General features: G+C 65.6%; 37 protein-coding genes. 15 read left to right on the forward strand and 22 right to left on the reverse strand.

The genetic code is table 11. The features are described from left to right. Positions 1 to 13: 13 nt before the first annotated feature. The 7 genes from M3Q35_RS37595 (at position 14) to M3Q35_RS37625 (ending at position 4,264) form a co-directional block, all read left to right on the forward strand. Positions 14 to 667 carry a hypothetical protein gene (locus M3Q35_RS37595; RefSeq protein ID WP_273937307.1) on the forward strand — a complete coding sequence of 218 codons (654 nt, stop codon included), beginning with the start codon at positions 14 to 16 and terminating at the stop codon, positions 665 to 667. After that, positions 660 to 830, forward strand: coding sequence for a hypothetical protein (locus M3Q35_RS37600; RefSeq protein ID WP_273937308.1), 171 nt, complete (start codon positions 660 to 662; stop codon positions 828 to 830). The genes M3Q35_RS37595 and M3Q35_RS37600 overlap by 8 nt, the downstream gene beginning before the upstream one ends. Positions 831 to 841: 11 nt before the next feature. Beyond that, positions 842 to 1,363, forward strand: a complete 522-nt coding sequence (locus tag M3Q35_RS37605) for a hypothetical protein (RefSeq protein ID WP_273937310.1) — start codon at positions 842 to 844, stop codon at positions 1,361 to 1,363. Between the two features lie 133 nt (positions 1,364 to 1,496). Then, the gene (locus M3Q35_RS37610) at positions 1,497 to 1,874 is read left to right on the forward strand and encodes a DUF2493 domain-containing protein (protein WP_273937312.1); all 378 of its coding nucleotides are present in this window, start codon (positions 1,497 to 1,499) and stop codon (positions 1,872 to 1,874) included. Beyond that, a complete protein-coding gene (locus M3Q35_RS37615) occupies positions 1,874 to 2,161 on the forward strand; it encodes a helix-turn-helix domain-containing protein (protein ID WP_273937313.1) in 288 nt (95 codons plus the stop codon). Before M3Q35_RS37610 ends, M3Q35_RS37615 begins: the two co-directional genes overlap by 1 nt. Positions 2,162 to 2,199: 38 nt before the next feature. Continuing rightward, positions 2,200 to 4,005 (forward strand): DNA polymerase, encoded by a 1,806-nt coding sequence (locus tag M3Q35_RS37620; protein ID WP_273937314.1) that lies wholly within the window; start codon positions 2,200 to 2,202, stop codon positions 4,003 to 4,005. Continuing rightward, entirely contained in the window at positions 3,995 to 4,264 is a 270-nt protein-coding gene (locus M3Q35_RS37625; protein WP_273937315.1) for a hypothetical protein, read from the forward strand. The genes M3Q35_RS37620 and M3Q35_RS37625 overlap by 11 nt, the downstream gene beginning before the upstream one ends. Before the next feature lie 93 nt (positions 4,265 to 4,357). On the opposite strand, the gene M3Q35_RS37630 is transcribed toward M3Q35_RS37625, so the two are convergent. Together M3Q35_RS37630 and M3Q35_RS37635 are read right to left on the reverse strand one after the other, a co-directional pair. Continuing rightward, entirely contained in the window at positions 4,358 to 4,537 is a 180-nt protein-coding gene (locus M3Q35_RS37630) for a hypothetical protein (RefSeq protein WP_273937317.1), read from the reverse strand. 33 nt (positions 4,538 to 4,570) lie between these two features. Further along, positions 4,571 to 5,008 carry a hypothetical protein gene (locus M3Q35_RS37635; protein ID WP_273937318.1) on the reverse strand — a complete coding sequence of 146 codons (438 nt, stop codon included), beginning with the start codon at positions 5,006 to 5,008 and terminating at the stop codon, positions 4,571 to 4,573. A 230-nt stretch (positions 5,009 to 5,238) separates the two neighbouring features. Between M3Q35_RS37635 and M3Q35_RS37640 the strand changes: the two genes are divergently transcribed. Both M3Q35_RS37640 and M3Q35_RS37645 read left to right on the forward strand, forming a co-directional pair. Beyond that, positions 5,239 to 5,598: a hypothetical protein gene (locus M3Q35_RS37640; protein ID WP_273937319.1), complete on the forward strand. Its 360-nt coding sequence runs from the start codon at positions 5,239 to 5,241 to the stop codon at positions 5,596 to 5,598. A 236-nt stretch (positions 5,599 to 5,834) separates the two neighbouring features. Beyond that, a complete protein-coding gene (locus tag M3Q35_RS37645) occupies positions 5,835 to 6,233 on the forward strand; it encodes a hypothetical protein (protein WP_273937320.1) in 399 nt (132 codons plus the stop codon). Positions 6,234 to 6,293: 60 nt separating this feature from the next. Here the strand turns inward: M3Q35_RS37645 and M3Q35_RS37650 are convergent, their stop codons facing one another. The 12 genes from M3Q35_RS37650 to M3Q35_RS37705 all read right to left on the reverse strand — a co-directional run bounded on the left by M3Q35_RS37650 (position 6,294) and on the right by M3Q35_RS37705 (position 13,042). After that, the gene (locus M3Q35_RS37650) at positions 6,294 to 6,539 is read right to left on the reverse strand and encodes a hypothetical protein (RefSeq protein WP_273937321.1); all 246 of its coding nucleotides are present in this window, start codon (positions 6,537 to 6,539) and stop codon (positions 6,294 to 6,296) included. Between the two features lie 165 nt (positions 6,540 to 6,704). Beyond that, entirely contained in the window at positions 6,705 to 7,055 is a 351-nt protein-coding gene (locus tag M3Q35_RS37655) for a histone-like nucleoid-structuring protein Lsr2 (RefSeq protein ID WP_273937322.1), read from the reverse strand. A gap of 90 nt (positions 7,056 to 7,145) precedes the next feature. Next, a complete protein-coding gene (locus tag M3Q35_RS37660) occupies positions 7,146 to 7,874 on the reverse strand; it encodes a non-canonical purine NTP pyrophosphatase (RefSeq protein ID WP_273937323.1) in 729 nt (242 codons plus the stop codon). A 25-nt stretch (positions 7,875 to 7,899) separates the two neighbouring features. Beyond that, positions 7,900 to 8,211 carry a hypothetical protein gene (locus M3Q35_RS37665; RefSeq protein WP_273937324.1) on the reverse strand — a complete coding sequence of 104 codons (312 nt, stop codon included), beginning with the start codon at positions 8,209 to 8,211 and terminating at the stop codon, positions 7,900 to 7,902. A gap of 41 nt (positions 8,212 to 8,252) precedes the next feature. Then, entirely contained in the window at positions 8,253 to 8,840 is a 588-nt protein-coding gene (locus M3Q35_RS37670; RefSeq protein WP_273937325.1) for a hypothetical protein, read from the reverse strand. After that, the gene (locus M3Q35_RS37675; RefSeq protein ID WP_273937326.1) at positions 8,795 to 9,430 is read right to left on the reverse strand and encodes a P-loop NTPase family protein; all 636 of its coding nucleotides are present in this window, start codon (positions 9,428 to 9,430) and stop codon (positions 8,795 to 8,797) included. The genes M3Q35_RS37670 and M3Q35_RS37675 overlap by 46 nt, the downstream gene beginning before the upstream one ends. After that, complete coding sequence (locus tag M3Q35_RS37680) at positions 9,417 to 10,346, reverse strand: amidohydrolase family protein (RefSeq protein WP_273937327.1); 930 nt, start codon at positions 10,344 to 10,346, stop codon at positions 9,417 to 9,419. Before M3Q35_RS37680 ends, M3Q35_RS37675 begins: the two co-directional genes overlap by 14 nt. Before the next feature lie 57 nt (positions 10,347 to 10,403). Beyond that, entirely contained in the window at positions 10,404 to 11,111 is a 708-nt protein-coding gene (locus tag M3Q35_RS37685) for a cytidylate kinase family protein (protein ID WP_273937328.1), read from the reverse strand. A gap of 26 nt (positions 11,112 to 11,137) precedes the next feature. Then, positions 11,138 to 11,356, reverse strand: coding sequence for a hypothetical protein (locus M3Q35_RS37690; protein ID WP_273937329.1), 219 nt, complete (start codon positions 11,354 to 11,356; stop codon positions 11,138 to 11,140). A 680-nt stretch (positions 11,357 to 12,036) separates the two neighbouring features. Then, the gene (locus M3Q35_RS37695; protein WP_273937330.1) at positions 12,037 to 12,333 is read right to left on the reverse strand and encodes a hypothetical protein; all 297 of its coding nucleotides are present in this window, start codon (positions 12,331 to 12,333) and stop codon (positions 12,037 to 12,039) included. After that, on the reverse strand, positions 12,326 to 12,673 hold the full coding sequence (locus tag M3Q35_RS37700; protein WP_273937331.1) for a hypothetical protein: 348 nt from the start codon (positions 12,671 to 12,673) through the stop codon (positions 12,326 to 12,328). Before M3Q35_RS37700 ends, M3Q35_RS37695 begins: the two co-directional genes overlap by 8 nt. Before the next feature lie 33 nt (positions 12,674 to 12,706). Beyond that, a complete protein-coding gene (locus tag M3Q35_RS37705) occupies positions 12,707 to 13,042 on the reverse strand; it encodes a hypothetical protein (RefSeq protein ID WP_273937332.1) in 336 nt (111 codons plus the stop codon). Between the two features lie 90 nt (positions 13,043 to 13,132). Between M3Q35_RS37705 and M3Q35_RS37710 the strand changes: the two genes are divergently transcribed. Both M3Q35_RS37710 and M3Q35_RS49025 read left to right on the forward strand, forming a co-directional pair. Beyond that, complete coding sequence (locus tag M3Q35_RS37710; protein WP_273944624.1) at positions 13,133 to 13,687, forward strand: helix-turn-helix domain-containing protein; 555 nt, start codon at positions 13,133 to 13,135, stop codon at positions 13,685 to 13,687. Positions 13,688 to 13,749: 62 nt separating this feature from the next. Continuing rightward, positions 13,750 to 14,346 (forward strand): hypothetical protein, encoded by a 597-nt coding sequence (locus M3Q35_RS49025; RefSeq protein WP_420704715.1) that lies wholly within the window; start codon positions 13,750 to 13,752, stop codon positions 14,344 to 14,346. 42 nt (positions 14,347 to 14,388) lie between these two features. On the opposite strand, the gene M3Q35_RS37720 is transcribed toward M3Q35_RS49025, so the two are convergent. Continuing rightward, positions 14,389 to 15,519 (reverse strand): acyl-CoA dehydrogenase family protein, encoded by a 1,131-nt coding sequence (locus M3Q35_RS37720; protein ID WP_273937333.1) that lies wholly within the window; start codon positions 15,517 to 15,519, stop codon positions 14,389 to 14,391. Positions 15,520 to 15,610: 91 nt separating this feature from the next. On the opposite strand from M3Q35_RS37720, the gene M3Q35_RS37725 reads away from it, so the two are divergent. From M3Q35_RS37725 to M3Q35_RS37735, 3 genes are all read left to right on the forward strand, one after another. Beyond that, positions 15,611 to 16,216: a TetR/AcrR family transcriptional regulator gene (locus M3Q35_RS37725; RefSeq protein WP_273937335.1), complete on the forward strand. Its 606-nt coding sequence runs from the start codon at positions 15,611 to 15,613 to the stop codon at positions 16,214 to 16,216. 106 nt (positions 16,217 to 16,322) lie between these two features. Further along, positions 16,323 to 17,249, forward strand: a complete 927-nt coding sequence (locus M3Q35_RS37730; protein WP_273937336.1) for a carbohydrate kinase family protein — start codon at positions 16,323 to 16,325, stop codon at positions 17,247 to 17,249. Between the two features lie 541 nt (positions 17,250 to 17,790). Beyond that, on the forward strand, positions 17,791 to 19,107 hold the full coding sequence (locus M3Q35_RS37735; RefSeq protein ID WP_273944625.1) for a citrate synthase: 1,317 nt from the start codon (positions 17,791 to 17,793) through the stop codon (positions 19,105 to 19,107). 44 nt (positions 19,108 to 19,151) lie between these two features. On the opposite strand, the gene M3Q35_RS37740 is transcribed toward M3Q35_RS37735, so the two are convergent. After that, a complete protein-coding gene (locus M3Q35_RS37740; protein ID WP_273937337.1) occupies positions 19,152 to 19,628 on the reverse strand; it encodes a hypothetical protein in 477 nt (158 codons plus the stop codon). Between the two features lie 51 nt (positions 19,629 to 19,679). Here M3Q35_RS37740 and M3Q35_RS37745 point away from each other — a divergent pair, with 51 nt between their 5' ends. Further along, on the forward strand, positions 19,680 to 20,996 hold the full coding sequence (locus M3Q35_RS37745; RefSeq protein ID WP_273937338.1) for a cryptochrome/photolyase family protein: 1,317 nt from the start codon (positions 19,680 to 19,682) through the stop codon (positions 20,994 to 20,996). Here the strand turns inward: M3Q35_RS37745 and M3Q35_RS37750 are convergent. The 6 genes from M3Q35_RS37750 to M3Q35_RS37775 are packed head-to-tail and all read right to left on the reverse strand — an operon-like array spanning position 20,983 to position 25,977. Then, positions 20,983 to 22,161 carry an ABC transporter permease gene (locus tag M3Q35_RS37750; RefSeq protein WP_273937339.1) on the reverse strand — a complete coding sequence of 393 codons (1,179 nt, stop codon included), beginning with the start codon at positions 22,159 to 22,161 and terminating at the stop codon, positions 20,983 to 20,985. The genes M3Q35_RS37745 and M3Q35_RS37750 overlap by 14 nt on opposite strands. After that, entirely contained in the window at positions 22,158 to 23,063 is a 906-nt protein-coding gene (locus M3Q35_RS37755; protein ID WP_273937340.1) for an ABC transporter ATP-binding protein, read from the reverse strand. Before M3Q35_RS37755 ends, M3Q35_RS37750 begins: the two co-directional genes overlap by 4 nt. Beyond that, complete coding sequence (locus tag M3Q35_RS37760) at positions 23,056 to 23,574, reverse strand: hypothetical protein (protein WP_273937341.1); 519 nt, start codon at positions 23,572 to 23,574, stop codon at positions 23,056 to 23,058. Before M3Q35_RS37760 ends, M3Q35_RS37755 begins: the two co-directional genes overlap by 8 nt. Continuing rightward, the gene (locus M3Q35_RS37765) at positions 23,571 to 23,840 is read right to left on the reverse strand and encodes a helix-turn-helix transcriptional regulator (RefSeq protein WP_273937342.1); all 270 of its coding nucleotides are present in this window, start codon (positions 23,838 to 23,840) and stop codon (positions 23,571 to 23,573) included. The genes M3Q35_RS37760 and M3Q35_RS37765 overlap by 4 nt, the downstream gene beginning before the upstream one ends. A 56-nt stretch (positions 23,841 to 23,896) precedes the next feature. Continuing rightward, a complete protein-coding gene (locus M3Q35_RS37770; protein WP_273937343.1) occupies positions 23,897 to 25,402 on the reverse strand; it encodes a glycerol-3-phosphate dehydrogenase/oxidase in 1,506 nt (501 codons plus the stop codon). Continuing rightward, on the reverse strand, positions 25,399 to 25,977 hold the full coding sequence (locus M3Q35_RS37775) for a TetR/AcrR family transcriptional regulator (RefSeq protein ID WP_273937344.1): 579 nt from the start codon (positions 25,975 to 25,977) through the stop codon (positions 25,399 to 25,401). Before M3Q35_RS37775 ends, M3Q35_RS37770 begins: the two co-directional genes overlap by 4 nt. Between the last annotated feature and the right edge of the window lie 8 nt (positions 25,978 to 25,985).

The raw sequence follows: 25,985 nt of genomic DNA on the forward strand, positions 1-25,985 counted from the left end.
ACAAGGGGGAACTGTGGAAGGCATCACCGACCTGGAGTGGGCCGCGCTGCGGGTGCAAGCACACCGAGCCGGCGAGCAAGTCGCGCGCTACTGGCCGCACTGCGTCAGCGCCGACGACATCGAGCAGGACATCATGCTCCGGCTCCTGGAGTCGCCCGGCAGCGCCCGCAAGATCCTCGACCTGCCCAGCGAGGACAACAGCCAGCGGAAGTTCCTGATCAAGATGGGCCACCAGATCGCCAGCATCGAACAGCGGGATTACGAGCTGTACTCAGGCCAGTACCTGTACCACCTCGGCGAGGTCCGCTCGCTGCTGGAGGGCCAGGCGCTCACCCGCCGACTGGACCAGCACGGCATCACCAACCAGGGCGCGAAGTTCAAGGCGGCGGAGGTCGACCTCCGCAACGCCCTGTCCGTGCTGGCCGACCAGTACGCCGAGGCGATCAAGCGCCGGTACCGGGACGGGAAGAACCCGACCGCCAACACCGAGCGCAAGACGCTCAGCCGGGCCATCGAGGCCCTGACCGAGCACATGAACCGGTCGGCAAGGAACCGGACCGCCGACTACACCGACGGCCCCGGCACCCGGCGAGTCCTGAGCAACGCCCAGTCCATCGCCGTGAACACCGCTGCTGGCAAGACCTTGGGAGGAAACGACTGTGAATGACAAGAACCCCGTCGCCGTGTTCATCGGCGGCCTGATCGCCACCGCCGTGATGTTCGCCGTGTGCGTGCTGCTGCTGACCGTTCTCGGTCTCAGCGTGGGCCAGGCGTGCGCCGGCACGGCGCTGGGCCTGATCGCCGCCGGCCTGATCAAGAACGACAAGTGAGAGAGGAACCAATGGAGTTCGATCCCTTCGCCGACGACACCCCCGACGTGCCCGACGAGGCGCAGACCTACACCAATCCGTGGGACGAGCAGTCGCCGGCCCCGGCACCCGAGCCGGCCCCTGTACCCGGCAGCTCAGATCACCGCGTGCGGGTCACCCTGAAGGCCGGCTCTGACTACGCCGCGCCCTGGGTCACCGTTGACGGCCACGACGTCCGGGACGCCCTGGGCCAGATCAGCGACTGGGAGGCACTGCGGGAGCTGCTGGACCGCGCGGCCAAGGTGGGCGCGTACTTCGTGTCCAAGGCGGCCGGCACCACCGGTCAGAGCGGCCAGGCCGGCCAACGACCCGCGTCGGCCAGCGCGCCGCCGCAGGGCTCCCAGGAAGCTCCCGGCGGTGAGAAGCGGTACTGCGAGCACGGCGAGATGATCTACCGCTCGGGCATCAGCGCGAAGAACGGTGCACCGTACCGACTTTTCTCCTGCCCCAACACCAATCGCGATCAGCAGTGCAAGCCTCAGTGGCTCCGGTAGGTCCTTTTCATGCCCACCTACTTAACATTCAGCAGTGAAGTGGGGTGTCGTCCGTGAGCGCGGACCCCGAGGAGGACATGGCGGAGTCCGTCGAGGCCCGCAGGCGTCACGCTGAGGACTACTCAGGACTGCGGTGAGCCGCAAGCGAATCCTCATCACGGGATCTCGCACGTGGCGGGACTGGACCGTCATCGAGTCGGCAATCCTCGGTCAGGTGCCCGGCTACGCCGATGGGCAGGACGCCGTGATAGTCCACGGCGGATGTCCAACCGGGGCCGACGAGATCGCCGACACGATCGCCGCCTGCATGGGCCTGCCGACCGAGATCCACCGAGCGGACTGGACGCGCCACGGCCGCCGCGCCGGCCCGCTTCGCAACGCCCACATGGTCAGCCTCGGCGCTGACGTGTGCTTGGCATTCATCCGCGACAACAGCACGGGGGCCAGCCACTGCCTGTGGCTGGCCCGCCAGGCGGGGATTCCCGCCATCACTCATCGAGAGGACAACTAGTGCCCGTCCGAAAGTCCACGCACCTGAACGAGATCGCCAGCCGTGAGGAGACGATCGCCAACCTCCAGTTCGAGTTGATCGAGATGGCCAGCTACGCCGCTGAGGTGGTCCAGGAGAACACGGTCCTGCGCCGGCAGGCCGACAACCGGCCGAAGCTGACCCGGGAGCAGGCGAACGCTATCCGCGCCCTGCACGCGAACGGCGTGAAGCAGTACGCCATCGCTGCGGAGTATGGCGTCAACCCGGCCACGGTCTCCCGCATCGTTCGCCGCCGCTACTACGCCTGATCCCTTACCCCGCAACAGTTTGGTGAGGGGGTGAGGCAGTGAAGCACTACCAGTACCGAATCAAGGGTGAACCGGTAGTGATTCACGCGGTCGAGCACACCGAAGACCTGGACGGCTTCCGGACCTTCGTGCGGCGCAACCTGAAGTGCCTCAGCGCGGACTCGGAAACTACCGGCCTTGACACGTACTCGGCCACGAACCGCCTGCGACTCGTACAGTTCGGCACGCCCGCCGAGGCATGGGTGATCCCCGTCGAACACGGTGGAGAGTTCGCCGAGGACGTTCGCCGCACTCTGCGGGCGGTCAAGCGGATGGTCATCCACAACGCATCATTCGATCTTCAAGTGTGGGACAGGCACCTGGGCGTTCGGCTCGAAGAGTTGTGGCCGAAAGTCTTGGACACCAAGGTTCTGTCCCACCTGATTGACCCCAGAGGGCAAGACGAAGGCGGCACGGGGCAGAGCCTGGAGGCGCTGACCGCCCGGTACATCGACTCTCAAACCGCTGACGAGGCCAAGGGTCTGATGACCCGATTGGCCAAGGAACACAAGACCACGAAGAACCGGATCTGGTCTCTGATTGACGTCGACCATCCGGACTATGTGCTGTACGCCGGCATGGACACGATCCTGGCGGCGAGGCTGGCGCGAATGCTGGCCCCGCTGGTGCCGGTCAGTGCCCGGCCGCTCATCCGCTATGAGCATGAGGTTGCCGAGGCGTGCAGTGTCATGGAGCGCAACGGTTTCCTCTTGGACGTCGACTACGCGCTAGGTCTGTCGGCTCGACTGCAAGGAGAGGAGCAAGCGGCACGGGAGATCGCCGCCGGCCTGGGGTGCGATAACGCGAACTCGACCGAACAGGTAGCCAATGCGTTGGAAGCCCGAGGTGTCACCATCTCCGGCCGCACGGAGAAGGGGAAGCGGAAGGTCGACAAGGTCCTTCTCGAACGCCTCGCCGGCCAGGGTGACGAGTTGGCGCGGGCGGTCATCGACGCGAAGAAGGCGGCCAAGTGGCGAAGCACATGGGTGGACAAGTTCTTGGCCAACATGGACAGCGACGGCCGCTGTCACGCATCGATCAACAGCCTTCGCGCCCGCACGGCCCGGATGAGCATTACCGGCATCCCCGCCCAGACTCTTCCCAGCGGGGACTGGAAGATCCGCCGATGCTTCGTCGCCGACGTCGGGCACCTGATCGCCAGCGTGGACTACCAGACCCAGGAGCTACGGGTCCTGGCCGCGCTGTCCAAGGACCGCCGGATGCGGGCCGCGTTCGCGGCCGGGGCGGACCTGCATCAGATCACGGCCGACGCTGCGGAAGTGGCCCGAGGCGTCGGAAAGGCAACGAATTTCACCTACGTGTACGGCGGCGGCGCAAAGGCTGTGGCCGAGACGGCGGGCGTTCCTGTTGCTGTGGCTAGGAAAGTGATCGCCGGGTTTGAGAAGTCATACCCGCAGGTGGCTGGATACTCTTTGCGGTTACAGCACATCGCGGCGCGTCAGGGCTACATCACCACCCCGACCGGCCGCCGGCTGCCCGTCGACAGGAGTCGGGCCTACTCGGCGCTCAACTACATGGTGCAGAGTACGAGTCGGGACGTGACTTGCCGGGGCATTCTTCGGCTCTACAAGGGGGGTTACGGCCCCTATCTGAGGCTGCCGATCCATGACGAGGTGGTGGCGTCGATCCCGGCGCACAAGTCGGCGTGGGGCGCGGCGGAGATAGGGCACTTGATGGCGGAGGACATGGATGGGGTCCACATCGGAACTGACCCCGAGGTCACGGGCTTTTCCTGGGGGCATGGCTATATGGACGAGGAGGAGAGGTTGCTGCATGTTCGGTGAACCGGGCGGGAAGTGGCTGACGCTGTTCGTCCGCAACGACGAGGAAGGGCGGGAGCTGCTGCGGATGGTGCTGACCTGGTGCCGGTGGAACCTGGTGTCCTGCCTGTACCGGGAACCTGACCAGGGGACCAGGGAGGAGTACAACGTCACCGACGCGCCGACGCTGCGATACTTCGACCTGGACAGCGGAGCGTCCCGTGTCGAGGTTGTGGGGGCCGATGAGATCCGCGCCTGGATTCGTCAGTCAGAAAATCAGTAGAGCGCTCTAATCGTTGCTATAACGTCGGATTGACCGACGATGCCCCGGCGCCACACACGGCGTCGGGGCATCGTTGTTGTTGTGCTGCAAGGCTTAGAGGTCAGAAGACAGCTCGATCACGTCCCCGGACTCCTCCTGCGGATCGTAGGTCACCACGCCCACCGGCAGGTACTGACGCAGTTCATGGGAGTAGAACACAACCTTCGGGTCGTGGCCGCTGTCGACGATGTCTTGCAGACGGACGATGAGCGCGCTTGCGTCCAAGTGTTCCATGGCCGGAAGCCTACGAACCGCCCCTGTCACCCACTAGAGGTCCCCGTCTGCCGGGTGCTCCTCAACCCAGGTCTCCAGCGCGGTCACGGCGTCGTCGATCCGCTTCAGCGCGACGTCCAGGCCCTCGGCGGTGATGTCCTTGCGGAGGCGGGCCTGCACCGACTTCGGGCCGCTGCGGCGCAGTGGACGGAGCACAACGGCCGAGTACGCGGCGACCGCGCTCACCAGCTCGACCACGAGCGGGCCGCAGTCGGCGGACAGCAGCTCGGCGAGGCGGGCGGCCGAGGCGTCCAGCGGGGCCACCTTCGGCACGAACGAGTCGGGCCGAAGCGGTAGCCCGTCGGCCAGGTGGTCCTTGATCCGTGCCAGGCCGTTCTGCGTCACCCGATACAGGTTGTCCAGCAGCTCCTCCGGGGACGCGGTGACTCGCCAGTCCTCCGGCCTCTCCGTAGTGCTCGGATCGCTTGTCACGCTGACAGCTTAACGACCGCGAAGCACGTGCACGGCGAGTTAGTTGAACACGCGCCATGAATAGCCGGCGATGCGTCGAGAGAGCCGAACGGGTGACGATCCGATTAGGACGTGACACTCCGCTGACCTGCGGTTTTGTTACGCGCGCCATGTGGTCAACCCGCTGATTGACTGTTAGGTTCGCTCGGACGGTTCTGAATCTCGAAAGAAGCGAATGGGGGATCGACACCATGGACGATCCGTTGATGTTGACCATCGCCCTGACGGTCATGGGGCGGGTGAAGGTCGGATCCAAGCAGCAGCGCAAGGACTTGGCCGACCACATCTGCCTGCGGGGCGACCTCGTTCACCCGCTCAACAACGCACGGGACGTGCCCGAGGACAACATCCGCGCCGAGATCCTCGCCGGCCTGCTGGCCATGGCGGCGCGGGAGGACGCAGCGTGGGCGGACATGCTGTACCTGCGCTGGAAGCACATGGTCCTGGGCGATCAGGAGAAGCCGCGCGACGGCAACAGCGTGACGGGGAACGTGACGGGCAACGTGGTCCAGAGCCTTGGCGACATCGGCGGCCTTGACTTCCGGCGCTGATCAACGCGGGCGCAACCATCGGGCCAGGACTGGCAACCACACCAGGACCGGCCACAAGGGTCGGTGAGGACGCTGCGGAGCGTCCCACCGGCCCCCAGGGCTGGTGTGCGGATGGTTGTAGGAGTTCATCGCTGAGACGGCTTCGTCGTAGCGGGCCTGCTCCTCGGGAGTGCGTGGCGGCTGGATCATGTCCTCACCATAGGCGTTTCGGGGCGGGGGCTGGCAAAATCGACGACATGCCCCAGGACACCGACGCTCCAGCGATCTCGTGCCCGCGTTGCGGGATGGAGAGCTACTACGGCATGACCATCCGGCACGGCTGGTGTGCGAACTGCCTGGACTTCACGGTCATGGAGATGAACGTGGACGAGCCGGTCACGCCGCCGGCCGACGTGCCGATCGGGGACTCCGTCGATCGGTGGGAGGACTACCGCCGGAAGGTGGAGACGGCGGCGCGGACGCCGTGCAGGGAAGCGTATGCGGCTGCGGGCTGGGCCGCCTACAACCTGTCCAACCTGTTCGCCTGGGGCAGTGAGCACGCGGCGATTCCCGGCACGATCGACAGCCGGCGGGCGGATCTCTCACGCCGCCTCATGCACCATGCGGTGGTCTACCAGCGGACTGAATTCCATTGACCCGTAAGGAAAAACGAACGCCCCGACTCCTCAGGAGTCGGGGCGTTTGGCGTCGCGGGGTCAGCTTCCGTGCGCGTAGGCGAAGCTCGGCTCCGCCACCTCAACCAAGGCGGCGAAGCCGCCATCGTTTTCCAGCTCCCGGAACCCGGCCTTGATGATCTGGCCCGTGTTGCCGACCTCCAGGACCTCGATGTCACCCACCAGGGGCAGCCTTGGTTGCAGGTACGGGTTCGTGGTGCCGGTCAGCGTCACGCGCATCCGGGCGTGGACGATGCCAAAGCCGGCGTCGGTGGTGGCCTGCGTCATCGGGGCCTCTCCTGTTCAGGACGGATCGATGGTATGCGCGGACGGATCCTATCTGCGTGGAGCTGGGCAGCGGCCGTCCTTCTCGCCGGGGCCGCTGAGTCCCGCTATGGCGATGCCCCGGAAGGAAGTCCCCTCCGGGGCATCGTAGGTCGTACTGCGGCCAGCTCAGCCGCCGTGCGCCGCGTGGAACTTGGTCACCAGCTCCGCCGGGATGCGGCCACGGTCGGAGATCTTCTCGCCGTTGGCTCGTGCCCATTCCCGGATCGCCTGGTTCTGGGCTTTGTCGCTGCCGGCTCGAACCGCCGTGTTGAGCCCGCCGCCCGCGCCACGGTGCTTACGCCCGCCAACCCGGGAGCCCTTCTCCACGAACAGGGCGAAGCGCTCCCGGAGCAAGGTCGCGTTCGCGGCGCTGAGGTCCATGTTGTACTCGACGCCATCCAGCGCGAAACTCACGGACTCGTTCGCCTCGCCGCCATCCAGGTCGTCCACGAGCTGAATGATTGTCTTCTGTGCCACTGCTTTCGTGCCCTCCCCTATCTTGATAGCTGGTGATCAAGTCGAGTGTACGCGACCACGTTGTTGAGCTTGCGATCCTGCGGCGGTGAGCTAACCGCGATCCGCGCCCTCGCACTCCTCCTCGACGGGGTTGTAGGCACCCATGTACGGCGCACGTGCCTGCACCGCCTGACCACCAAGGGTGGTCAACACCTCACCGCGATTGAGGGCCGCAACCAGTGCATCGGCCTCATGACGTCGGTTGATCTCCAAGACGACGTAGGTCGGCTCCTCGGGCTTCTCCAACACCTCCCGTAGCTTGTCGACAGCAAGCCGGCGGTGCGAGATGGCGTTCTTCTGGTCGGCGGACATCTCCGCGAAGGTGAGGCCACTGTTGTCTGGCACAAAAATTGAGTCGTAGCCAAACCCGCCGCCCCCACGGCGCTCAGTGGCGATGGTGCCGTTCAACGAACCGATGAAGACCTGAACGCCGTCCGCATCCGCGTATCCGATCGCGGTCGTGACCGTCGCGGAGCGATCGGTTGCAGCAGCCGCCCACTCCAGGATTCCCTCCGGACCAACGGAGGAAAGGCACCACGCGACCAGCGCGCCCGGGAAGCCATTCCAGGCGGTCAGGGAAAGACCCGTGTCATCGACGAGGACCGGCCGCTGGAGCTTCGCGTAAGCGTCCTCCGCCTTCCTGGTCACGACGTCAACAACGTCGAGGGACTGCACCTCGATGAGGTCAGCCTTGACGGCTTCGACCTGGATTCCGAGAAGAGTGGAATATTCACGGGCCTTGCCCTCGTTGCCGGTAATTAGCGTGATACTGTCGATCACGTGCAACCCTCTTCGGAAGTAGGAACTACTCTTCAATTTTCAGCCAATGGTCGACGAAATTTGTCAACCGAACACAAGGCCGGCTATCAGTTGACAAAAGGCTACCACACACGGTAACCCTATCGCCTTCTCGGACGGGCGTGGAGAACTTCCACCACATCAGCAGAACATCGACAACACCAGACTCGGTTGCCAGCTGAAATGTTCGCGGGAACATGTTGCTGCTGTCCGCGCCGGAGACCTGCCCGGAAATAATGAAGTTGAGTGCTTCAGGCTCCGGCTTGATCAGCGCTAGCGGCGTGACACTCCCAGGATCACGCAGCCGAATAGTGGTCACCACCTCTGGCGATAGCTGCAAGCTCGTCCACCGGCGCTCTATTATCTCGCGGATCGAGTTCTTGCGATTCCGAAACACCCGAGCATAGCGTTCGTGTTGGCGGAGCTGCCTCGCGGGGAGACCTCCGTGAAGCCCAGACGTTTGCGAATCTCCGGCAACGTTTGCCGTAGCGTCGGGATATTCTCGACGCCTTCAAGAACGAAATCGACATCCTTTCGGACTTTGCCCTCAGGTGTGAGGTGCAGGCCGAACATTGACGACCCGAAAATTCCCACCGAGTCGTCTCCGAATACTTCGCACAATTCGACGTACAGGTCGAACCATACGGTACCTTCGAACGTGCCGCACATCGTCTTTGCTGATTGAATCGGGTCCAGGTGATCGATGACCTTTTCGATCGGAATCAGCTCGTAGGTGTCGAGCACATCCGCCGGCAAGTCCTCGTCTTCGATGAACCTCTTCTTGTACGTCCTCCCTCGATATACCCGATCCCCGTCCTCGCTGGGCATGTAAACGTTGTAGCCGAGAAAGTGGGTGTTGCTGTCGAGATTGCCCAGAACGCGATATATTCGGCCGTCGTCAATTACGACATGGTCGAGGTCGTGAAAAAGGTGGCCGGCTCCAGCCATGACTTGGTCCATTCTTCCGTCGTAGCGATCTGGATATCATGATTTCGGGCGTCCGCGATGAGGTAGTCCTGCAAGGCCAGGATGATCGGAACGCTTTCGCGCCATTGTTTCCGTTCCGCCCCGTGCGCCCTGTTCGCTTCCTTGCTGCTGATCCGCGCTATTAGTTCGTCGGCTGTCTCAGTAACGAGCAACGTGGCGCGGATACTTGCGTCAGCGTTGGCCGCTCGAAGTTCCTTGATAACGGCCCCATTGAAATGGGCACCTTCAACAACGGCGTCGAAGCCATCACGGACGACTTTGTTGACAACAAGCCCGACCCCTGTAGCGACCTCGGTGACATGGTCTACGAAGCCCTTCGCGATATTCTCAGGAGTGGGATAGGCACCCCGGAGCTCCCAGGCGTTGTGTGTTACCTTCATTAGGGCCGGCGCGTCCTCGGGCGACACGAACCCCCGCTGGACTTCCCGAACGTAGTCGGTGTGAATGACAGTTCGAATGCCCAGATGGAACGCGAGGCTGAGGGCGGCTGTTGACTTACCCACACACGGGACGCCGTAAAGAATATGCAGCGTGACGTCACTTGATTTCATAGCGATACTTTCGACCATAAGCCGCGATCACGCCCAGTTCGTCGTCACGCAGCCGCGAATTTCTAATCTCGCGGGTCATGTCGGTGCCGAAAAGCAACGGGTCATCGGGATTGATCGAGATCGGTATCCCGAGGTCAAGAGCGCGGCGTGCTGGATTGTCCTGACCCCAGTCGACGACGCCGAGTAACGTATTGCTGGTCGGACACATGTCGAGGCAGATTTCATGGTCCCTGATGAAATCGGATAGCTTCTTGTCCTGGAGTAGGAGCACCCCGTGTCCGATGCGATCAGGCGTAATGCGAGACAGAACGTACCTAGACACCTCATTGTCGAACAATTCGCCGAGGTGAATATTGACCTTCAGCCCGCTCGCCTGAAGGGCGTTTAAGGTGTGCACATACCTGTCGAACTTGAAAATGTCAGTGGATAGAAAATTGATGTCAACACCAGCGAGGCGGCCCAGTAGATCCCCGCTCTCTAGCAAAGAGTCAAATATTCCATCGAGTGTGTTTGTGGGCTTCGTCATGTTGATGCCCGCAAGGAACGCTATCGAGAGATCATGGTGTCTATCTAGCTCGTCCTGAAAGATGTCAAGGCCATCTATCGAACTACTCATCCAGTGCCAACGTCCCACCGAGGGGCCGATGCGCAGGTCGATGTGCTCGACGGAATTTATTTCCATTTCGCCAATCAGGTCCTGGACGATCTGTCGGAAGGTGGCCTCCGTAAAGATCTCCTCATCAGCGGTTAGATCCAACACCTTTTGCCAAAGCAAGGTGAGCCGGCCTGCTGGTGCGGCGCGCTGATACGCCGGCGACGTGTAAACAGCTCGAAGGGCTGGAAGCTTGTTGGCCTTGGCTTGCGTGAGTGCGCGAAGCGCCGACTCGAAATGACAGTGAAGTATGCTGTGACCCATAATCCTTCCCCAGTTCAAAACGCAGTGCGGTGCCGAGGCGGCGTGGGCTGTGTCCCGCTACGATCGCGTGGCCGGCGACTTCGACCAGTCCGGAATCGTGATTCGCCACACTTCTTTCCTGAACCTACTCTTCAACACTTCGGCGTCAATGCGGCTCGACTTCATTACCGAGGTGGCTGTGGAATGCACGATCGGCGCAAACCTTGAGATGCCGATTTCTGCGGCTTCTGTCGTCGGCTTCGGGATCAGGTGACCGTTGAACAAGACGGCGTCGTACCGTTTCCGGTCCGTGAACAAATCGTATCCGTGCCTGGATCGGAACATCGCTCGGTTGAACCGATCCTTTTCGTCGATCAGTCGTCGGCACCCCGCGATGTCGAGTTCCGGAGAAGCTTGTGACACAAAGCACTTGCGCGCTCTGGAGTCGAGATCCGATTCGATCCAGATCCGGATTAGTGGATCATCGCCTATCCATGCCAACGCCCAGGTGTCGAATACTGTTCGCTGGCGTGTCCTGCTTTGTGCGAGGAGACGTTTCTCAAGTTCGGCGTCGATGGCGCCGTCGCCTCTCAATTTTTGGATTTCGTCAAGGCGGGTGAACCAGACCTGATCGCTTGGGTCCGTGACACCAGCAATTTCCATCAAGATTTCCGTTGCTGATACGTAGTCGTAGCCCAGCTCCGCAGCCAGAATCTTGGCGTGGGTAGTTTTTCCTGCGGCCGTCAGTCCGGCAAAGGCGATGTTCGTCCCGAGATTGCCGGTCATCAAAGGTCCCCCTGTTGTTCTGTGAGTCAGATCCGGTTGAGATATATCTCGAAGTTCTGGGCAGCCAACGCCTGATATTGAATCGCTGCCTCGATGGCAAGTCCGATTTCTGGCAATGCCAGAAGGGCGACCTGAAGTTCTCTATCTGAGGTTCCGATCAAGCCTTCAGCTATCTGCAAGCACTCCATCATGTTTGTTCGCGCATCGGACAGCAGTAACCCCGGTAGTTTGGATGCGATCTGCATGACCGCACTCTGTAGGTCTTCCGTTGACAAAATTATCCGCCTGTAGTGCGCTTAAGGCTATTTCGAAACGAGACCGTTTGCTGCGGGGGAACGTAGGCGTTCTCCGGCGGGAAGCATCGGCACGGGCTTGCGCCGCCACTGCATTGGTTGCCAAGCCAAAGTGAGCACCTGGCACGCTTTTCGCGAGCTTCCTCCAGTGCGGCGTAGTTAATTCGCGGCCCGGCCATTGATATCTACCTCACCTTCCTGTGGCGATTCCGTGTGGTTTCCGCAGAGGGATAGGCATACTGGACATCTAGGCCAGTGGGACCGGTGGGCGACAGTGGCGAGCCCACACAATCCGAAACGAACCACTGTCCCAGTCGACAGGGTTACCTCTTCCTCACTCGCAGGCACAGCGTGCCGATAGGGCCACCATTGGCCAGGAAGCCACAGGACCGGCTCCAGTCCCTTGCCGTGAACCGGGGCCACGCCCAGCTCCTATTTTCTTCGAGGGGGCGGCGCATCTCGTGTTAGCCACCGATACACCGGAAGGCCGCCCCGGCGCATCAAGGCGGCTAGCGCGGGCCGTACCCCTCCGCATAACGCTATTGCGCTGACAGGAGCTATCACGGCCACTGCGATCGTCACGTGGGTCGCAATGACCCACATCAGAATTTGCTCAACCGCGCCGGAGGTGATCACGTTGTGTCCTCTGAGGATTCAAGAGGAGGCCAATCCAATACCTTGGCGACCACGTCAACGACCGTGCCGAACTCGATCAACGGGAGCGTGTGCTTCGCGGACCGGCGAGCGGAGCACTTGTCTTCATCGAGCACCACCACCTCGTCCTTGAAATCAGGATCATTCCGATCGAAGGTGCGGGTGAAACGCAGTCCTAGAACCTGTTCGGCCCCAGGTACTTCCTCTGGCTGGAAGCCGGCTTCCTTGAGCCTGGTCAGCGCGAGTGTGGCTGCTGCAAAGCTATCGTCACTCACTGGTCGCCCCCTTTCGCCCCGGCTCGATGAGGCGCAGGGGATTCTTCGGGTCTGGTAGGGAAATCCGGGTCGAACGAATCCTGTCGCATACGCGTGCGGCTCGGCGATTGAGTTTGCGAAAGATTCTCAGCTGCGTGTGCCACCACAGAAGTCGTCGCGCCGAGACGTCCTCGCGGCGCTCACGAAAGCAATCGGATGAGAAGCCGATGTGGATGCTGACGCTGCCGTTCGTGACGGAGATGTCCAGGACGCCGTGGAAATCTTTGTTTCCGTCGAGTGTGACGGTGCGCCACAACTCTGCAATCGCGTGCACCGTCGCCACCCTTTCCTTGCTGGGCATGGTGAGTTCCGTTGATTGAATCGATGGCGCGGGTTACGACGCTTCTTGCTCCACTAACACGGCCGCAGGCACGAATACTTTGCCGGAGAATAGGCGTATCTCTTCAGTGTCAGCCTCGGCTGAACGCTGAGTAGGAATGAGTCCAAACACGGCTGCTGGAGAGTGACGGCCGTACTGGTCCCGCTCAAGTTCGATTCGCTGGATAATGTCGGTGGCTGGAACGCGGCGGGGCTCCGGCAGCCAACTCGACATTTCGGCGCGACGCTGATCGACGTGCCCACGGCGAGCACGCTCAGAGCGAACCAACCAGACGAACCATACCGCCAATGCGATCCAGAACGAGGCGATCAGGGCCAGCCCGCCAGTCATGGCGTGCCCCCAGCCCGACGTCTCATGTCCTCCCTTAGTAGCCAACCGATGCCTGAAGCGACGAGGGCGGCCACAGGGACGCCGATGAGGATGCTCAGGAACACGGCGGACCTCCTCCCGGACGCTGTACGGGCGGCCGTCCGGGGGACTCCGGCGGCCTGCCACGGCCTGTACTGCGAGTTTCGACCGAGAGTTAGGTATCGTGAACCACCTGAGCGTCAGCAAGCGTCAGCAATCGGGGTTCTCGTGGCCGTATCGGGTGAGGTGCTTCGCGCAGCGCGGGAAGCTGCTGGTCTTAGCTTGTCTGCTCTGGCGCGGCGGACGACTTATGCGAAGGGGTACCTTGGCCAACTGGAGACCGGAAAACGGCGGGTACTAGAAGAACACGTCCGTGCCTATGAGGTCGCTCTGGGACTATCTGTGGACGTGATGGCAAGCCGTTTCAGGCCAACAACCTCTGTGACACCGGCCGACGTGTCAGCCGCGCTTGCTGAGGCACGGGTTGTCGAGGAAGTGAGCGGGGCTCGGGGGCTCTCCCTGGCGCGATCGTGCTTCGGGAACGTGCCACCGAGTTGGCACACGCATCCCGAGGCAAGGCGCTGCCTCAAGCGATCGCGCTCCTTAGCCACGTCGAGCAGTACATAGGTTGGCTCTACCTCCGGCTCAACCGTCTTCCCGAGTCAGGGCACCACCTTGACCGGGCTGCGGTGCTCGCCATCGAGGCCGATGCACCGATGCGTCTGTCGACTGCGTTGAGCTTCGCAGCCTTCAGGAGCCTGCGGCTAGGCCAACTGGGTGCGGCGGGGGCCCAGTGCGAGGCAGCTGGACGCGACAAACGGATTCACCCTGGAATGCGGAGTTACCTCGGCTATCAGCACGCCGAAGTCCTGGCCCGGGACTCCCAGAAGTCTGACGCACGCCTTGCCCTCCGACGAGCCGATGATCTTGCTGACAGGCTGCCGGAGCGGAAGGGCTCCTGGTACGTCCCGTCCTTCTTCGTCGGCCACCGCGCGCTGGTACTGCACGAGCTAGGCAGCCCCAAGGCCGCTCAGCAGTCTGCGGCTGAGGCGTTTGGTCTGATGCCGGTGGAGTGGCTTGCTACTGGTTGGGAGGGCCAGCCACTCCGCATCAGGCAGGTGGGCAGGCGTCTCCTCAGCACTTTTTGTGACTCTGTTGCATCCGGTGATCCGCTGGACGTGATGTCGCGCGCGTTGCAGGTGTTCATCCAAGGGCGCAAGGTCTACCGCTTCGACGAGAACACCGGCGAAGGCGTCACCGAGAACCCGTACTACCAAGAGGCGTAACGGAAAACGCGGGTCCACCTCCGGTGGACCCGCGTTTCGGGATCAGCCCCGGGCCAGATGCCGGCCGATCACCATGCGCTGGATCTGGTTCGTGCCCTCGAAGATCTGCAACACCTTGGCCTCGCGCATGTAGCGCTCGGCCGGGAAGTCCCGCGTGTAGCCGGCCCCGCCGAGCACCTGCACGGCATCGGTGGTGACCTTCATGGCGGTGTCGGTGGCGACCAGCTTGGCGATCGAGGCCTGCCGGCTGAACGGCAGCCCGCGGTCCCGCCGCCGCGCCGCCTCCAGGTAGGTCGCGCGGGCCGACTCCACCGCGGCGGCCATGTCGGCCAGCAGGAACTCCATGCCCTGGAACTCGATGATCGGGCGGCCGAACTGCTTGCGCTCACGGGCGTAGCGCACGGCCTCGTCCAGCGCACCCTGGGCCAGACCCACGGCACAGGCGGCGATCCCGAGCCGTCCGGAGTCCAAAGCGGACAGTGCGAACTTGAGTCCGTTGCCCTCATTGCCGATCAGGCGCTCGGCCGGCACCCGCACGTCGTCGAACCGCAGCTGTGCCACCGGCGACCCGGTGAGGCCCATCGTGCGCTCGCGTTCGGCCGCCGACAGGCCCTCGCTCTTGCCGTCCACCAGGAAGCACGACACCTCGCCGGTACGGGCCATCACGGTGTAGAAGTCGGCCATGCCGGCGTGCGTGATCCACGCCTTGGTGCCGTTGAGCACGTACTCGTCGCCCTGGCGGACGGCCTTCGTCGTCATGCCGGCGGGGTCGGAGCCGGCCTGCGGCTCGGACAGCGCGTACGCGCCGAGCAGGTCGCCGCCGATCATGTCCGGCAGCCAGCGCTCGCGCTGCTCGTCACTGCCGAAATTGGCCAGCGGGTAGCAGGACATCACGTGCACGGAGATCGCCTCGGCCACCGTCAGCCAGTTGGCCGCGATCTCCTCCAGCACCTGGAGGTACACCTCGTAGGGCTGCCCGCCGCCGCCCAGCTCCTCGGCGTACGGCAGACCCAGCAGCCCGGTCTTGCCGAGCAGCCGGATCGTCTCGCGCGGGAATCGACCGGCCTCTTCCTCGGCGCTCGCATGTGGCGCGAGTTCGTCCCGGCAGATCTCCCTGACCAGCGAGATCAGGTCCTCGGCCTCCGTGGTGGGCAGCAGGCGCTCGGCGGGCATGGCTACGCTCCCAGATCGTGGGTGTGTACTGAGAACAGTACGCTGGGACGTACTGGAGTACTACTTGTGCGGTTGTGGCACGCTCCACACCATGACCCGGTCCGAAGTCACCGCGCTGCCCCGGCGGCGCACGCTGACCGCTCGCCAGGCCGACCTGCTCAACCGGCTGGAGCAGCTGTTCCTGGCCGAGGGCTTCGGCGATTTCACCCTGGACGACCTCGCCGCCCGCATGCGCTGCTCCAAATCCACCCTGTACGCGCTGGCGCCCAGCAAGGAACAGCTGTCCGTGCTGGTCGTGAGCCATTTCTTCAAGAAGGCCACCACACGCATCGAGGCCCGCATCGCCGCGGTCGTCGACGTGCGGGCCCGCATCGGCGACTACCTGTCGGCCGCCGCCGACGAGCTGCGCCCGGCCAGCCGCGAGTTCATCGCCGACATCGCCGCCTTCCCGCCGGCCCGCGCCGTCTACGAGCTCAACGCCCGCGCCGCCGCCGCCCGCATCCGCTCGTTGATCCACGAAGGCGTTGAGCAGGGCCAGTTCCGTGACGTGCACGCCGCCCTGGTGTCCGAGATGGTCGGCCTCACCATCGAGAACATCCACCTCGGCGTCATCGCCAAGCGCACCGGCCTTTCCGACGCCGAGGCCTTCGAGGCCCTCGCCGAGTTCCTCCTCGGCGGCCTCTCCCCGAGCCCCTGAGAAGTTCGGAACGGACCATTCCGCAACTCGGAGTGTAGGAACGGCGCTTTCACACCGTTAGGCTGATCCGGCCCGAGGTCGTGACAACGTTGACATAGGAGTGGCCGTGATCGTCGTCGCTGGTGAGGCGCTGGTCGACCTGGTTCCGACGACGGGCGGCGCGCTGCTGCCGCAGCTCGGCGGCGGCCCGTACAACGTGGCGATCGCGGCCGGCCGGCTGGACGCGCCGACGGCCTTCCTGTCCCGGGTCTCCACCGACACCTTCGGCGACGCCCTGGTGGCCCGCCTCAAGGACGCGCAGGTGGACGTCAGCCTGGTGCAGCGCGGCGCGGAGCCGACCACGTTGGCGGTGGTCGGCCTCGCGGAGGACGGCTCGGCGCGCTACGGCTTCTACGTCGAAGGCACCGCAGACCGCCTGGTCGTCGATCCCGGCCCGCTGCCCGCCGACGCCCAGGCGGTTTCCTTCGGCACCCTGTCCATGGTGCTGGAGCCGGGCGCCTCGGTCTACGAATCCTTGCTGCACCGGGAATCCGCGCTCGGCCGGCTGACCGCGCTCGACCCGAACGTGCGCCCGGTGCTGATCCCGGACGCCGATGCCTACCGCGCCCGCTTCCGGTCCTGGCTGCCCGATGTCGGCCTGCTCAAGGTGTCGATCGAAGACGCGCAGTGGCTGGCCGGCGACCACGACGCGATGGACGAAATCCGGTCCTGGCAGAAGATCGGGCCGGCCGCGGTGGTGATCACGCGCGGCGGCGACGGGCTGGCCGTGCTGTCGGGTGACGGCCAGCTCGTCGAGGTGCCGCCGGTCCGGGTGTCGGTGGTCGACACGATCGGCGCGGGTGACACGGTGCAGGGCGCGCTACTGGCGTGGCTGCACCGGCACGGCAAGCTCTCGAAGGACGCGGTCGGCGCGCTGACCGACCAGGAATGGCGAGCGGCCCTGGCCTTCGCCGGAGCCGCCGCCGCGATCACGGTGTCCCGCGCCGGGGCCGAGCCGCCCCGCAGCGCGGAATTGAATCACCAGCAGTGGTGATGCCACCACCACGTGCCCAGGGAAAGGCCAACGCCCAAGCCGATCACGATCATCGGAAAACCTCCGCCTCGTGTGCAGAAATTGATTTCCGGGAATTGCGGCCGCTGCGTACAAATTAACGCGAAGACAACGGCTCGTGGCCACACGAATGTGTCGACCTGTCGTCACGCGACGTGTCGGTAACCCCCACAGGCGGTGTGCGCGGCCACCCGGGCGGCCCAGCGCGCTGCGCCGGACGGCGGAAACCGCCCCGGGTGCGGCCGGCGGAGCCGTCCCGGCCGGGCGTGGCGAGCGCCACCGCCCGCGAGTGGATGTGTCCTTATCGTGACCCTGACACGTCGGGACATCGTGTGATGCCTGTCCCATCGTCCGCAAGCTCACGCCCGCCGCGCTGTGCGGGGGGCTCGAACGCTACTAGCGTGGCACTCGACAGGACCCCAACGGGGCGGTGCTGCGGTGCGGTCACCCCGGTTCCGTGCGCTCGCTCGACATCCTCGCTGTGAGCCCAGCGGCGCCCCGTCTGAGCGTGAGAGGGATTTTGATGCCCGACGCGACGACTGCGCCGAATACCGAACTCCGTACCGTCGCGCTGCACTATGCGGGCGGAGAGCACGAGATGTCCGTGTCGACCCCAACTGAGGGCGCACCCGGCATAGATCTCGGTAAACTCCTCGCGAAAACCGGGATGGTAACCCTCGATCCCGGTTTCGTGAACACCGCTTCATGCTCCTCCGAGATCACCTACATCGACGGTGACGCCGGCATTCTGCGTTACCGTGGTTATCCGATCGAGCAGTTGGCGCAGCGGTCCAGCTTCATGGAAGTCAGCTACCTGCTCATCTACGGCGAGCTCCCGACGCAGGCCCAGCTCGACGAGTTCAGCCGCCAGATCAGCCGGCACACCCTGCTGCACGAGGACCTCAAGCGGTTCTTCGACGGCTTCCCGCGCGACGCGCACCCGATGCCGGTGCTGTCCTCCGCGGTCTCCGCGCTGTCCACGTTCTACCAGGACAGCCTCAACCCGTTCGACGACAACCAGGTCGAGATCTCGACCATAAGGCTGCTGGCCAAGCTGCCGACCATCGCCGCGTACGCCTACAAGAAGTCGGTCGGCCAGCCGTTCCTCTACCCGGACAACAGCCTCGGCCTCGTCGAGAACTTCCTCCGGATGACCTTCGGCCTGCCGGCCGAGGACTACGACGTTGACCCCGCCCTGGTCCGCGCGCTCGACCTGCTGTTCATCCTGCACGCCGACCACGAGCAGAACTGCTCCACCTCGACCGTGCGCCTGGTCGGCTCGTCCGAGGCCAACCTGTTCGCCAGCATCTCCGCCGGCATCAACGCCCTGTTCGGCCCGCTGCACGGCGGCGCCAACAGCGCCGTGCTGGAGATGCTGGAGAAGATCCGGCAGGACGGCGGCAACGTCGAGGAGTTCGTGCGCAAGGTCAAGAACAAGGAGGACGGCGTCCGCCTGATGGGCTTCGGCCACCGGGTCTACAAGAACTACGACCCGCGCGCCGCGATCATCAAGAAGACGGCCGACGAGATCCTCGGCAAGCTGGGCGGCGACGACCAACTGCTGGAGATCGCCAAGAAGCTCGAGGAGACCGCGCTCGCGGACGACTACTTCGTCTCCCGCAAGCTGTACCCGAACGTGGACTTCTACACCGGCCTGATCTACCGGGCCATGGGCTTCCCGACCAAGTTCTTCACCGTGCTGTTCGCGCTGGGCCGGCTGCCCGGCTGGATCGCCCACTGGCGCGAGATGATGAAGGACCCGGCCACCAAGATCGGCCGCCCGCGCCAGCTCTACGTCGGCCCGGCCGAGCGCAACTTCGTGGCCATCGACGAACGCTGAATCGATCGCTGAACCGGTCCACTTAAGCTAGTAAGGGGGCCTTCCTACACTCCGAGTGTAGGAAGGCCCCCTTCCAAGCTTCGGGGTGTGTTGTCCGGGTGGTGGGGAAGCGACAACGCCACCAGGGTGATCACCAGGCCTAGCCAGTGGGTCTGCTGGGCGGCGGTGTCCGTGGTGAGGACGCCGGCGGCCAGGGCGAGGCCGAACAGGGTGAGCCAGAGCAGTCGGGCCCGGCTGATCAGCGACGGGCCGACGTGTCGGGCGGCGGACAGGCTGCACAGGACGGCCACCATGGCCTCGAGCACCGGTAGGAACGGGTCCAGCGCCACCGCCGGCCAGCGCACGGTCGGCACGTCGCCGATGTGGGTGAGGGCGGTGATGGCGGCGCCGGGATCGAGCAGGAACGTGCCGTCCGCGGTGATCGTCACCAGGTAGGCGAAGAAGGCGCTGACCACGCCGCCGAACAGGCCGAACAGCAGACCGGCGGTGGAGTGCGTGTACAGCGTGCGCCGGGTGCCCAATGACGCCTCCCGTTGTGCGGCCGGTTCGGGATCACCGTAGCGTCGGACGACATGACCCCGCCCGCGATCATGTGGTTCCGCCGCGACCTGCGCCTGTCGGACCATCCGGCGCTGCTCGCCGCGGCCGATGCCGGCGAGGTGCTGCCGCTGTTCGTGCTGGACGACCGGCTGCTGAAACCGGCGGGGGAGCCGCGCCGCCGTTTCCTATATGACTGCCTGCGGGCGTTGGACCACGACCTCGGCGGCCGCCTGCACATCGCCCACGGGGATCCCGTCGACATCGTGCCCAAGATCGCCGGCAAGATCGGCGCGGGCAGTGTGCACGTCTCCGCCGACACCGCGCCCTACGGCCGCGAGCGGGACGAGAGGGTGCAGAAGGCGTTGGGGGACATCGACTTCGTCCGCATCGGATCGCCGTACGCGGTGACGCCGGGTCGGGTGCGCAAGCAGGACGGCGAGCCCTACCGGGTGTTCACGCCGTTCCGCCGGGCCTGGCTCGACCACGGCTGGCGTAAGCCGGCGAAGTCCGGTGTGGACAGTGCGCGGTGGATCAGCTTGAAAGGCCTGAAGATCCCGGCCGCCAAGTCGGATTACCCGGCGGGGGAACAGGCCGCACTCGAGGTGTGGCAGGACTTCCGGGACGGACCGCTGGCCGACTACGACACCGGCCGCGACCGTCCGGACCGCGACGGCACCAGCCACCTGTCGGCCTACTTGCGTTGGGGCTGCGTGCATCCGCGCACGCTGTTGGCGGATCTCAAGCCCGGCAACGAAACCTTCCGGTCCGAGCTGGCCTGGCGGGAATTCTACGCGGACGTGCTGTGGCATCAGCCCAACACCGCCCGGGAGAACTACGACCGCAAGTTCGACAGGTTCAAGCACGACACGGGAAAGGCTGCGCAGCAACGGTTTCAGGCCTGGTGCGAGGGCAAGACGGGCTATCCGGTGGTGGACGCCGGCATGCGGCAGCTGCTGGCCGAGAACTGGATGCACAACCGGGTCCGCATGATCGTGGCCAGCTTCCTGGTCAAGGACCTGCACGTGCCGTGGTGGTGGGGCGCGCGGCACTTCATGCGGCACCTGATCGACGGCGACCTGGCCTCCAACCAGCACAACTGGCAGTGGGTGGCCGGCTGCGGCACCGACGCGGCCCCGTACTTCCGGATCTTCAACCCGATCACCCAGGGCGAGAAGTTCGACCCCAACGGCGACTACGTGCGCAAGTACGTGCCGGAACTCCGTGGCGTGCAAGGGAAAACCGTGCACAAGCTGGACAAGCTGCCCGAGGAGTACCCGGCGCCCGTGGTCGACCACGCCCACGAGCGCCAGGTGTCCCTCGACCGGTACGACGCGATCAGGACGACCTGAGCGCGTCCAACAGCTTGACCCGGCCGCCGGTCTGCAGCACGGCGTTGCGGTAGATCCGGCCGGCCAGCCAGGTGACCACCAGGATCGAGACGATCATCAGCGCCACCGCCAGCGCGACCTGCCACGGCGGCGCGACGCCGAGCGCGATCCGGGCCGGCATCAGCGTCGGGGCCCACAGCGGGATGAACGACAGCACGGTGCTGACCGTGTTGTTCGGGTTGGGCAGCAACAGGTTCAGGCCGACCACGAAGCCGACCGTCGGCAGCAGCGTCACCGGCGTGACCGCCGACTGGAGCTCCTCCTGCCGCGACACCAGCGAGCCGGCCGCGCCGAGCAGCGCGGCGTACAGGAAGAAGCCCAGCACGTACCAGCCCAACGCACCGAGCACGGTCGAGAACGCCACGGTCGGCACGTCGACCACGCCGCTGGTCCTGGCCAGCACCAGCCCGACCCCGGCGATGATCAGCACCTGGATCAGGCCGACCACACCGATGCCGAGCACCTTGCCGGCCAGCAGCTGCCACGGCCGGATGGTGGCCAGCAGGATTTCCACCACCCGGCTGGACTTCTCCTCGACCACGCCCTGCGCGACGGCGGTGCCGAAGGTGATGATGGAGATCACCAGCACCACGCCGGTGATCAGGGACAGCGCGATCCGCGGCCCCTGGTCGGGATCCGGCGGCTCCAGCTGGTCCAGCGTCACCTTGGCGTTCTGGTACGCGTTCAGGGCCGACGGCGGCAGCTGGGCCTGGGCCAGCACCCCTTGCAGGGCCTGGGCCCGCACCAGCTGCTCCAACGCGTTCTGCAACGCCGGGTCCACAGTGGACTTGAACACCGCCGTCGGCGCGCCGAGCGGGCCCTTCACCAACAGGTCCAGCTTGCCGTCGCGGACCTGCTGCACGCCGGCGGCCTCGTTGTCCACGGTGCTGATCTGCACCGTCTTGCCCAGGTGCTCGGCCGCGGCGGCCAGCGGCTGGGACATGGCGGTGGCCTGCCCGGTGAGCCCGATCTTGGCCGTGGCGCCCTTGCCGATCACCGTGAACAGCACGACGTACACCGCCATCACGGCCAGGATGGCCAAGGTGCCGATGACGAACGACTTGCTGCGCAGCCGGGTGGTGAACTCACGGCCCGCGACCAGGCCGATCACCCGCGAGGTGGTCACGATGCCCCCTGTTCGGTCACGACGTTGCGGAACAGCTCGGTCAGGCTCGGCCGCAGCCGGGTGAACTCCCGCACCGGCCCGGCTTTCAGCGCCGCGGCCAGCACCTCCTGGTCGTCACCGCCCTCGCCCAGTTCGACGGTGGTGCGGCCGCCGTCGGCGGCGACCACGCGCACCCCGGTCAGCCCGGCAGCCCAGTCGGTGTCGGCCCCGTCCACCACCAGCCGCACCGGCCCGCTCTCGCGCAGCTCGCTCACGCCGCCGGCGGCGACCATCTGTCCACTTCGGACAATTCCGACCCGGTCGCACAGCCGCTCGACCAGATCCAGCTGGTGGCTGGAGAACAGCACCGGCACTCCCCGGGCCGCCTGCTCCCGCAGCACCTCGCTCATCACGTCGACGGCCACCGGGTCCAATCCGGAGAACGGCTCGTCCAGCACCAGCACGGCCGGCTCGTGGACCAGCGCGGCGATCAGCTGCACCCGCTGCTGGTTGCCCAGGCTGAGCTTCTGCACCTCGTCGTCACGGCGGGCGCCGAGGCCCAGCCGGTCCAGCCAGCCGTCGGTGGCCCGGCGGGCATCGGCCGCGGACATGCCGTGCAGCTGGGCCAGATAGACGAGTTGCTCGCGCGCCTTCATCTTCGGGTACAGGCCGCGTTCCTCCGGCATGTACCCGATTCGCCTGCGGGTGGCCAGATCCACCGGCCGGCCGGACCAGCGGACCTCGCCCGCGTCGGCCGCCAGCACGCCGAGCGCGATGCGCATGGTGGTGGTCTTGCCGGCGCCGTTGCTGCCGACGAAGCCGAACAGCTCGCCGGCCCGGACGTCGAAGGTCATCTCGTGCAACGCGCGGACGGTCCCGTAGCGCTTGGAGATCCGGTCGATCTCCAGCACGCCCTCAGCCACGGCGGTCTCCTTCGGCGATCGGGTCGGGCTCGTCGTCCGGCAGCTGCCAGCCCAGCAACGCGGTCGGGGTGCTGCTGGCCAGCATCACCAGGCTCATCAGGACCACGAACGGCCCGTACGGCAGGTTCTTGAGCGGGGTCAGCGTGAGCACCGTGCCGGCGATCACCATGCCCCAGACGGCGACGAGGAACCCAACGTAGCCGCACCGGCCCCGTAGCGCGAGTTCGCGTTCGTCGAGAAGCCGCGCGCTGCGCTCGCCGATGTTGTTCGTGAGCGCCTTGTTCACCATTTGCAACACGGTTGTGATCGCGAACAGGCCCATCCAGATCGAGAAGGGCAGGGTCGGGGTGGCGGCGAAGGGGCTCAGGGCCAACAAGCCCACCGTGCACACCAGCCAGGCCGATACGGCCAATCGGCGGTGGCGGCGATCGCGCCAGCCGGGCAGCCAGGTCGAATACGCCCAGGCGCTGCGCTCCTGATACGCGTGATATCGGTCCTTGATCGTGTTCATCTCTCCCCCTTGCCGTACAGCTGCGCGGACAGCGGCTGGAACGGGGTGCGGCTGAACACCGCCTCCACCGGCAGCGAGAACACCTCGCAGATCCGGAAGGCCAGGTCGAGGCTGGGGTAGTGGTCGCCGCGCTCCAGCGCGCCGATGGTCTGCGGGTTCACCTCGACCAGCTCCGCCAGCTGGGCCCTGGTCAGCCCCCGTTCCGCGCGCAGCACCGGTAGCCGATTGTGGATCGGCAGCTCTTTACCGCGCCTTACTGGACTCACGGAACGAAGTGTTGCAAAAACCCAACAGTCCGTCAACGGGATCGGCGGGGGTTTGCTTACCTGAGTGGCTCAGTTGGCCCCGGATGCCAACTGAGCCAGTCAGGTAGCGCGGGGAGCAGGCGCTCGGCGGCGCGTGCGCGATCGACCGGCACCAGTCCGATTCGCGTGCGGCGGTCCAGCACGTCGTCGGCGTCGAGCGCGCCTTCGTGCTCGTAGGCCCACGCCACCTCGGCCTCGGTGATCTCGCCGAACACCGTCTCGGGTCGGTTCAGGGCCGCCACCAGCGGGGCCTCCGCGCCGTACTTGGCCACGAGCCGCGGCGGTGCGTCGACGGCGGATCCTGTCGCCCCGACGAGTGGGATTTCCTTGGTACGACAGGGAATTTTCATCAGGCCGGTGGCGTCAACGGCATCGGCGGCCATGCGTCGATAGGTGGTCAGCTTGCCGCCGACAACCGTGATCACGCCGTCCGGCGAGGTGAGTACGGCGTGTTTACGCGACAGGTCGGCGCTGCGCGAACCCTCCTGCTCGATCAACGGCCGCAGCCCGGCGTACGAGCCGATCACGTCGTCGGAAGTCAGGGGTCGTTGCAGCACCGAGGAAGCGACGTCCAGCAGAAAGTCCACATCGGACTGTGGGGCGGTCGGCACGTCCGGGATCGGGCCGTCGACCGGCTCGTCGGTGAGCCCGATGTACACCCGGCCGTCGGCCTGCGGCAGCACCAGCACGAACCGGTTGGTCTCGCCCGGGATGGGTACGGTCAGCGAGGTGGAGCCGATTCCCAGTGCGTCGGCGCGCAGTACGAGGTGCGAGCCTCGGGACGGCCGGAGCCGCACCGACGGCACGAGCTGCCCGGCCCACACGCCGGTCGCGTTGATCACCTTGCGCGCCTTGACGTCGAACTCGGTGCCGGTCAACTCATCCCGGACGCGCGCGCCGTCACCCGCCACCGTGGTGACGCGGGCCCGGGTGAGGATGCGAGCGCCGAAGCCGGCGGCGGTGCGGGCCAGCGCGACGACCAGGCGGGCGTCGTCGATCAGTTGGCCGTCAAAGGAAAGCAGCGCGCCGGTGAGGCCGTCGGCCCGCAGACCCGGGGCCAGGGCCAGGGTTTCCGCGGCGGAGATTCGGCGGGGCGGCGGCAGCACCCGGCTCGGCGTGCCGGCCGCGCGGCGCAGCACATCGCCGGCGCGGAGCCCGGCCATGACCAGCGATCCCCGCTGCTTTCCATACAGGGCAACGAGTTGTGGCAGCGCCCGGACGAGATGGGGGGCTGTGCGGGTCATCAGGATGCCCCGCTCGACCGCGCTCTCGTAGGCCAGCCCGACTTCACCATGAGCCAGGTAGCGGAGCCCGCCGTGCACCAGTTTGCTCGACCATCGTGAAGTGCCGAAGGCCAGGTCGTGCGCCTCGACCAGGCACACCGACAGCCCACGCGAGGCGGCGTCCAGCGCCGCGCCGACACCGGTCACACCGCCGCCGACGACCAGAACATCGACCGCCAGGCCGTCGGCGATCTCGGCCAGCTCGCGCGACCGGCGCTCCGCGTTCAACGACGTCTTCACGGCCGCAGCGCCCCTTCCAGCATCAACGCCAGTTCGTCGAAGACGGCGTCCGGATCCAGATCAGCGACGGCCGGCCGCACCGACAGCACGAACGACTGCACCATCAGCAGCAGCGTCCGGGCCTGCACGTCCAGGTCGCCGTCGCGGATGGAGCCGTCGGTATGCCCGGCGGCCAGCTCGACCCGCATGAACTGCTCGGCGATCAGCTGCGTCGCCCCCAGCCGCTCGACGACGTACGGCAGCAGCAGCTCGGCGTCCCGATCCAGGACGGCCGCCATGAGCGGGTTGGCCAGCAGCCGCCGAACCGTGCCGACGGCCCCGCTGACCAGCCGCTGCCGTGCCGTCTCGCCAGGACCGACCTCGCCGAGCAGCGCGCCGAATTCCCTGGTCATCAGGGCCGCGACCAGGCTGCGGACGTCCGGGAAGCGCCGGTAGAGGGTCATCCGGCTGACGCCGGCCTCGCGGGCCACGTCGGTCAGCGTGGTGCGCCGCACACCGACCAGCAGGACGCACTTGTGCGCGGCGTCCAGCAGGACGTCGTCCCCGACTCGGGTGCTGTGACGTTGTGACGGCATGTGTAACA

It is taken from the genome of Kutzneria chonburiensis (genome assembly GCF_028622115.1).
Taxonomy (GTDB): Bacteria; Actinomycetota; Actinomycetes; order Mycobacteriales; family Pseudonocardiaceae; genus Kutzneria; species Kutzneria chonburiensis.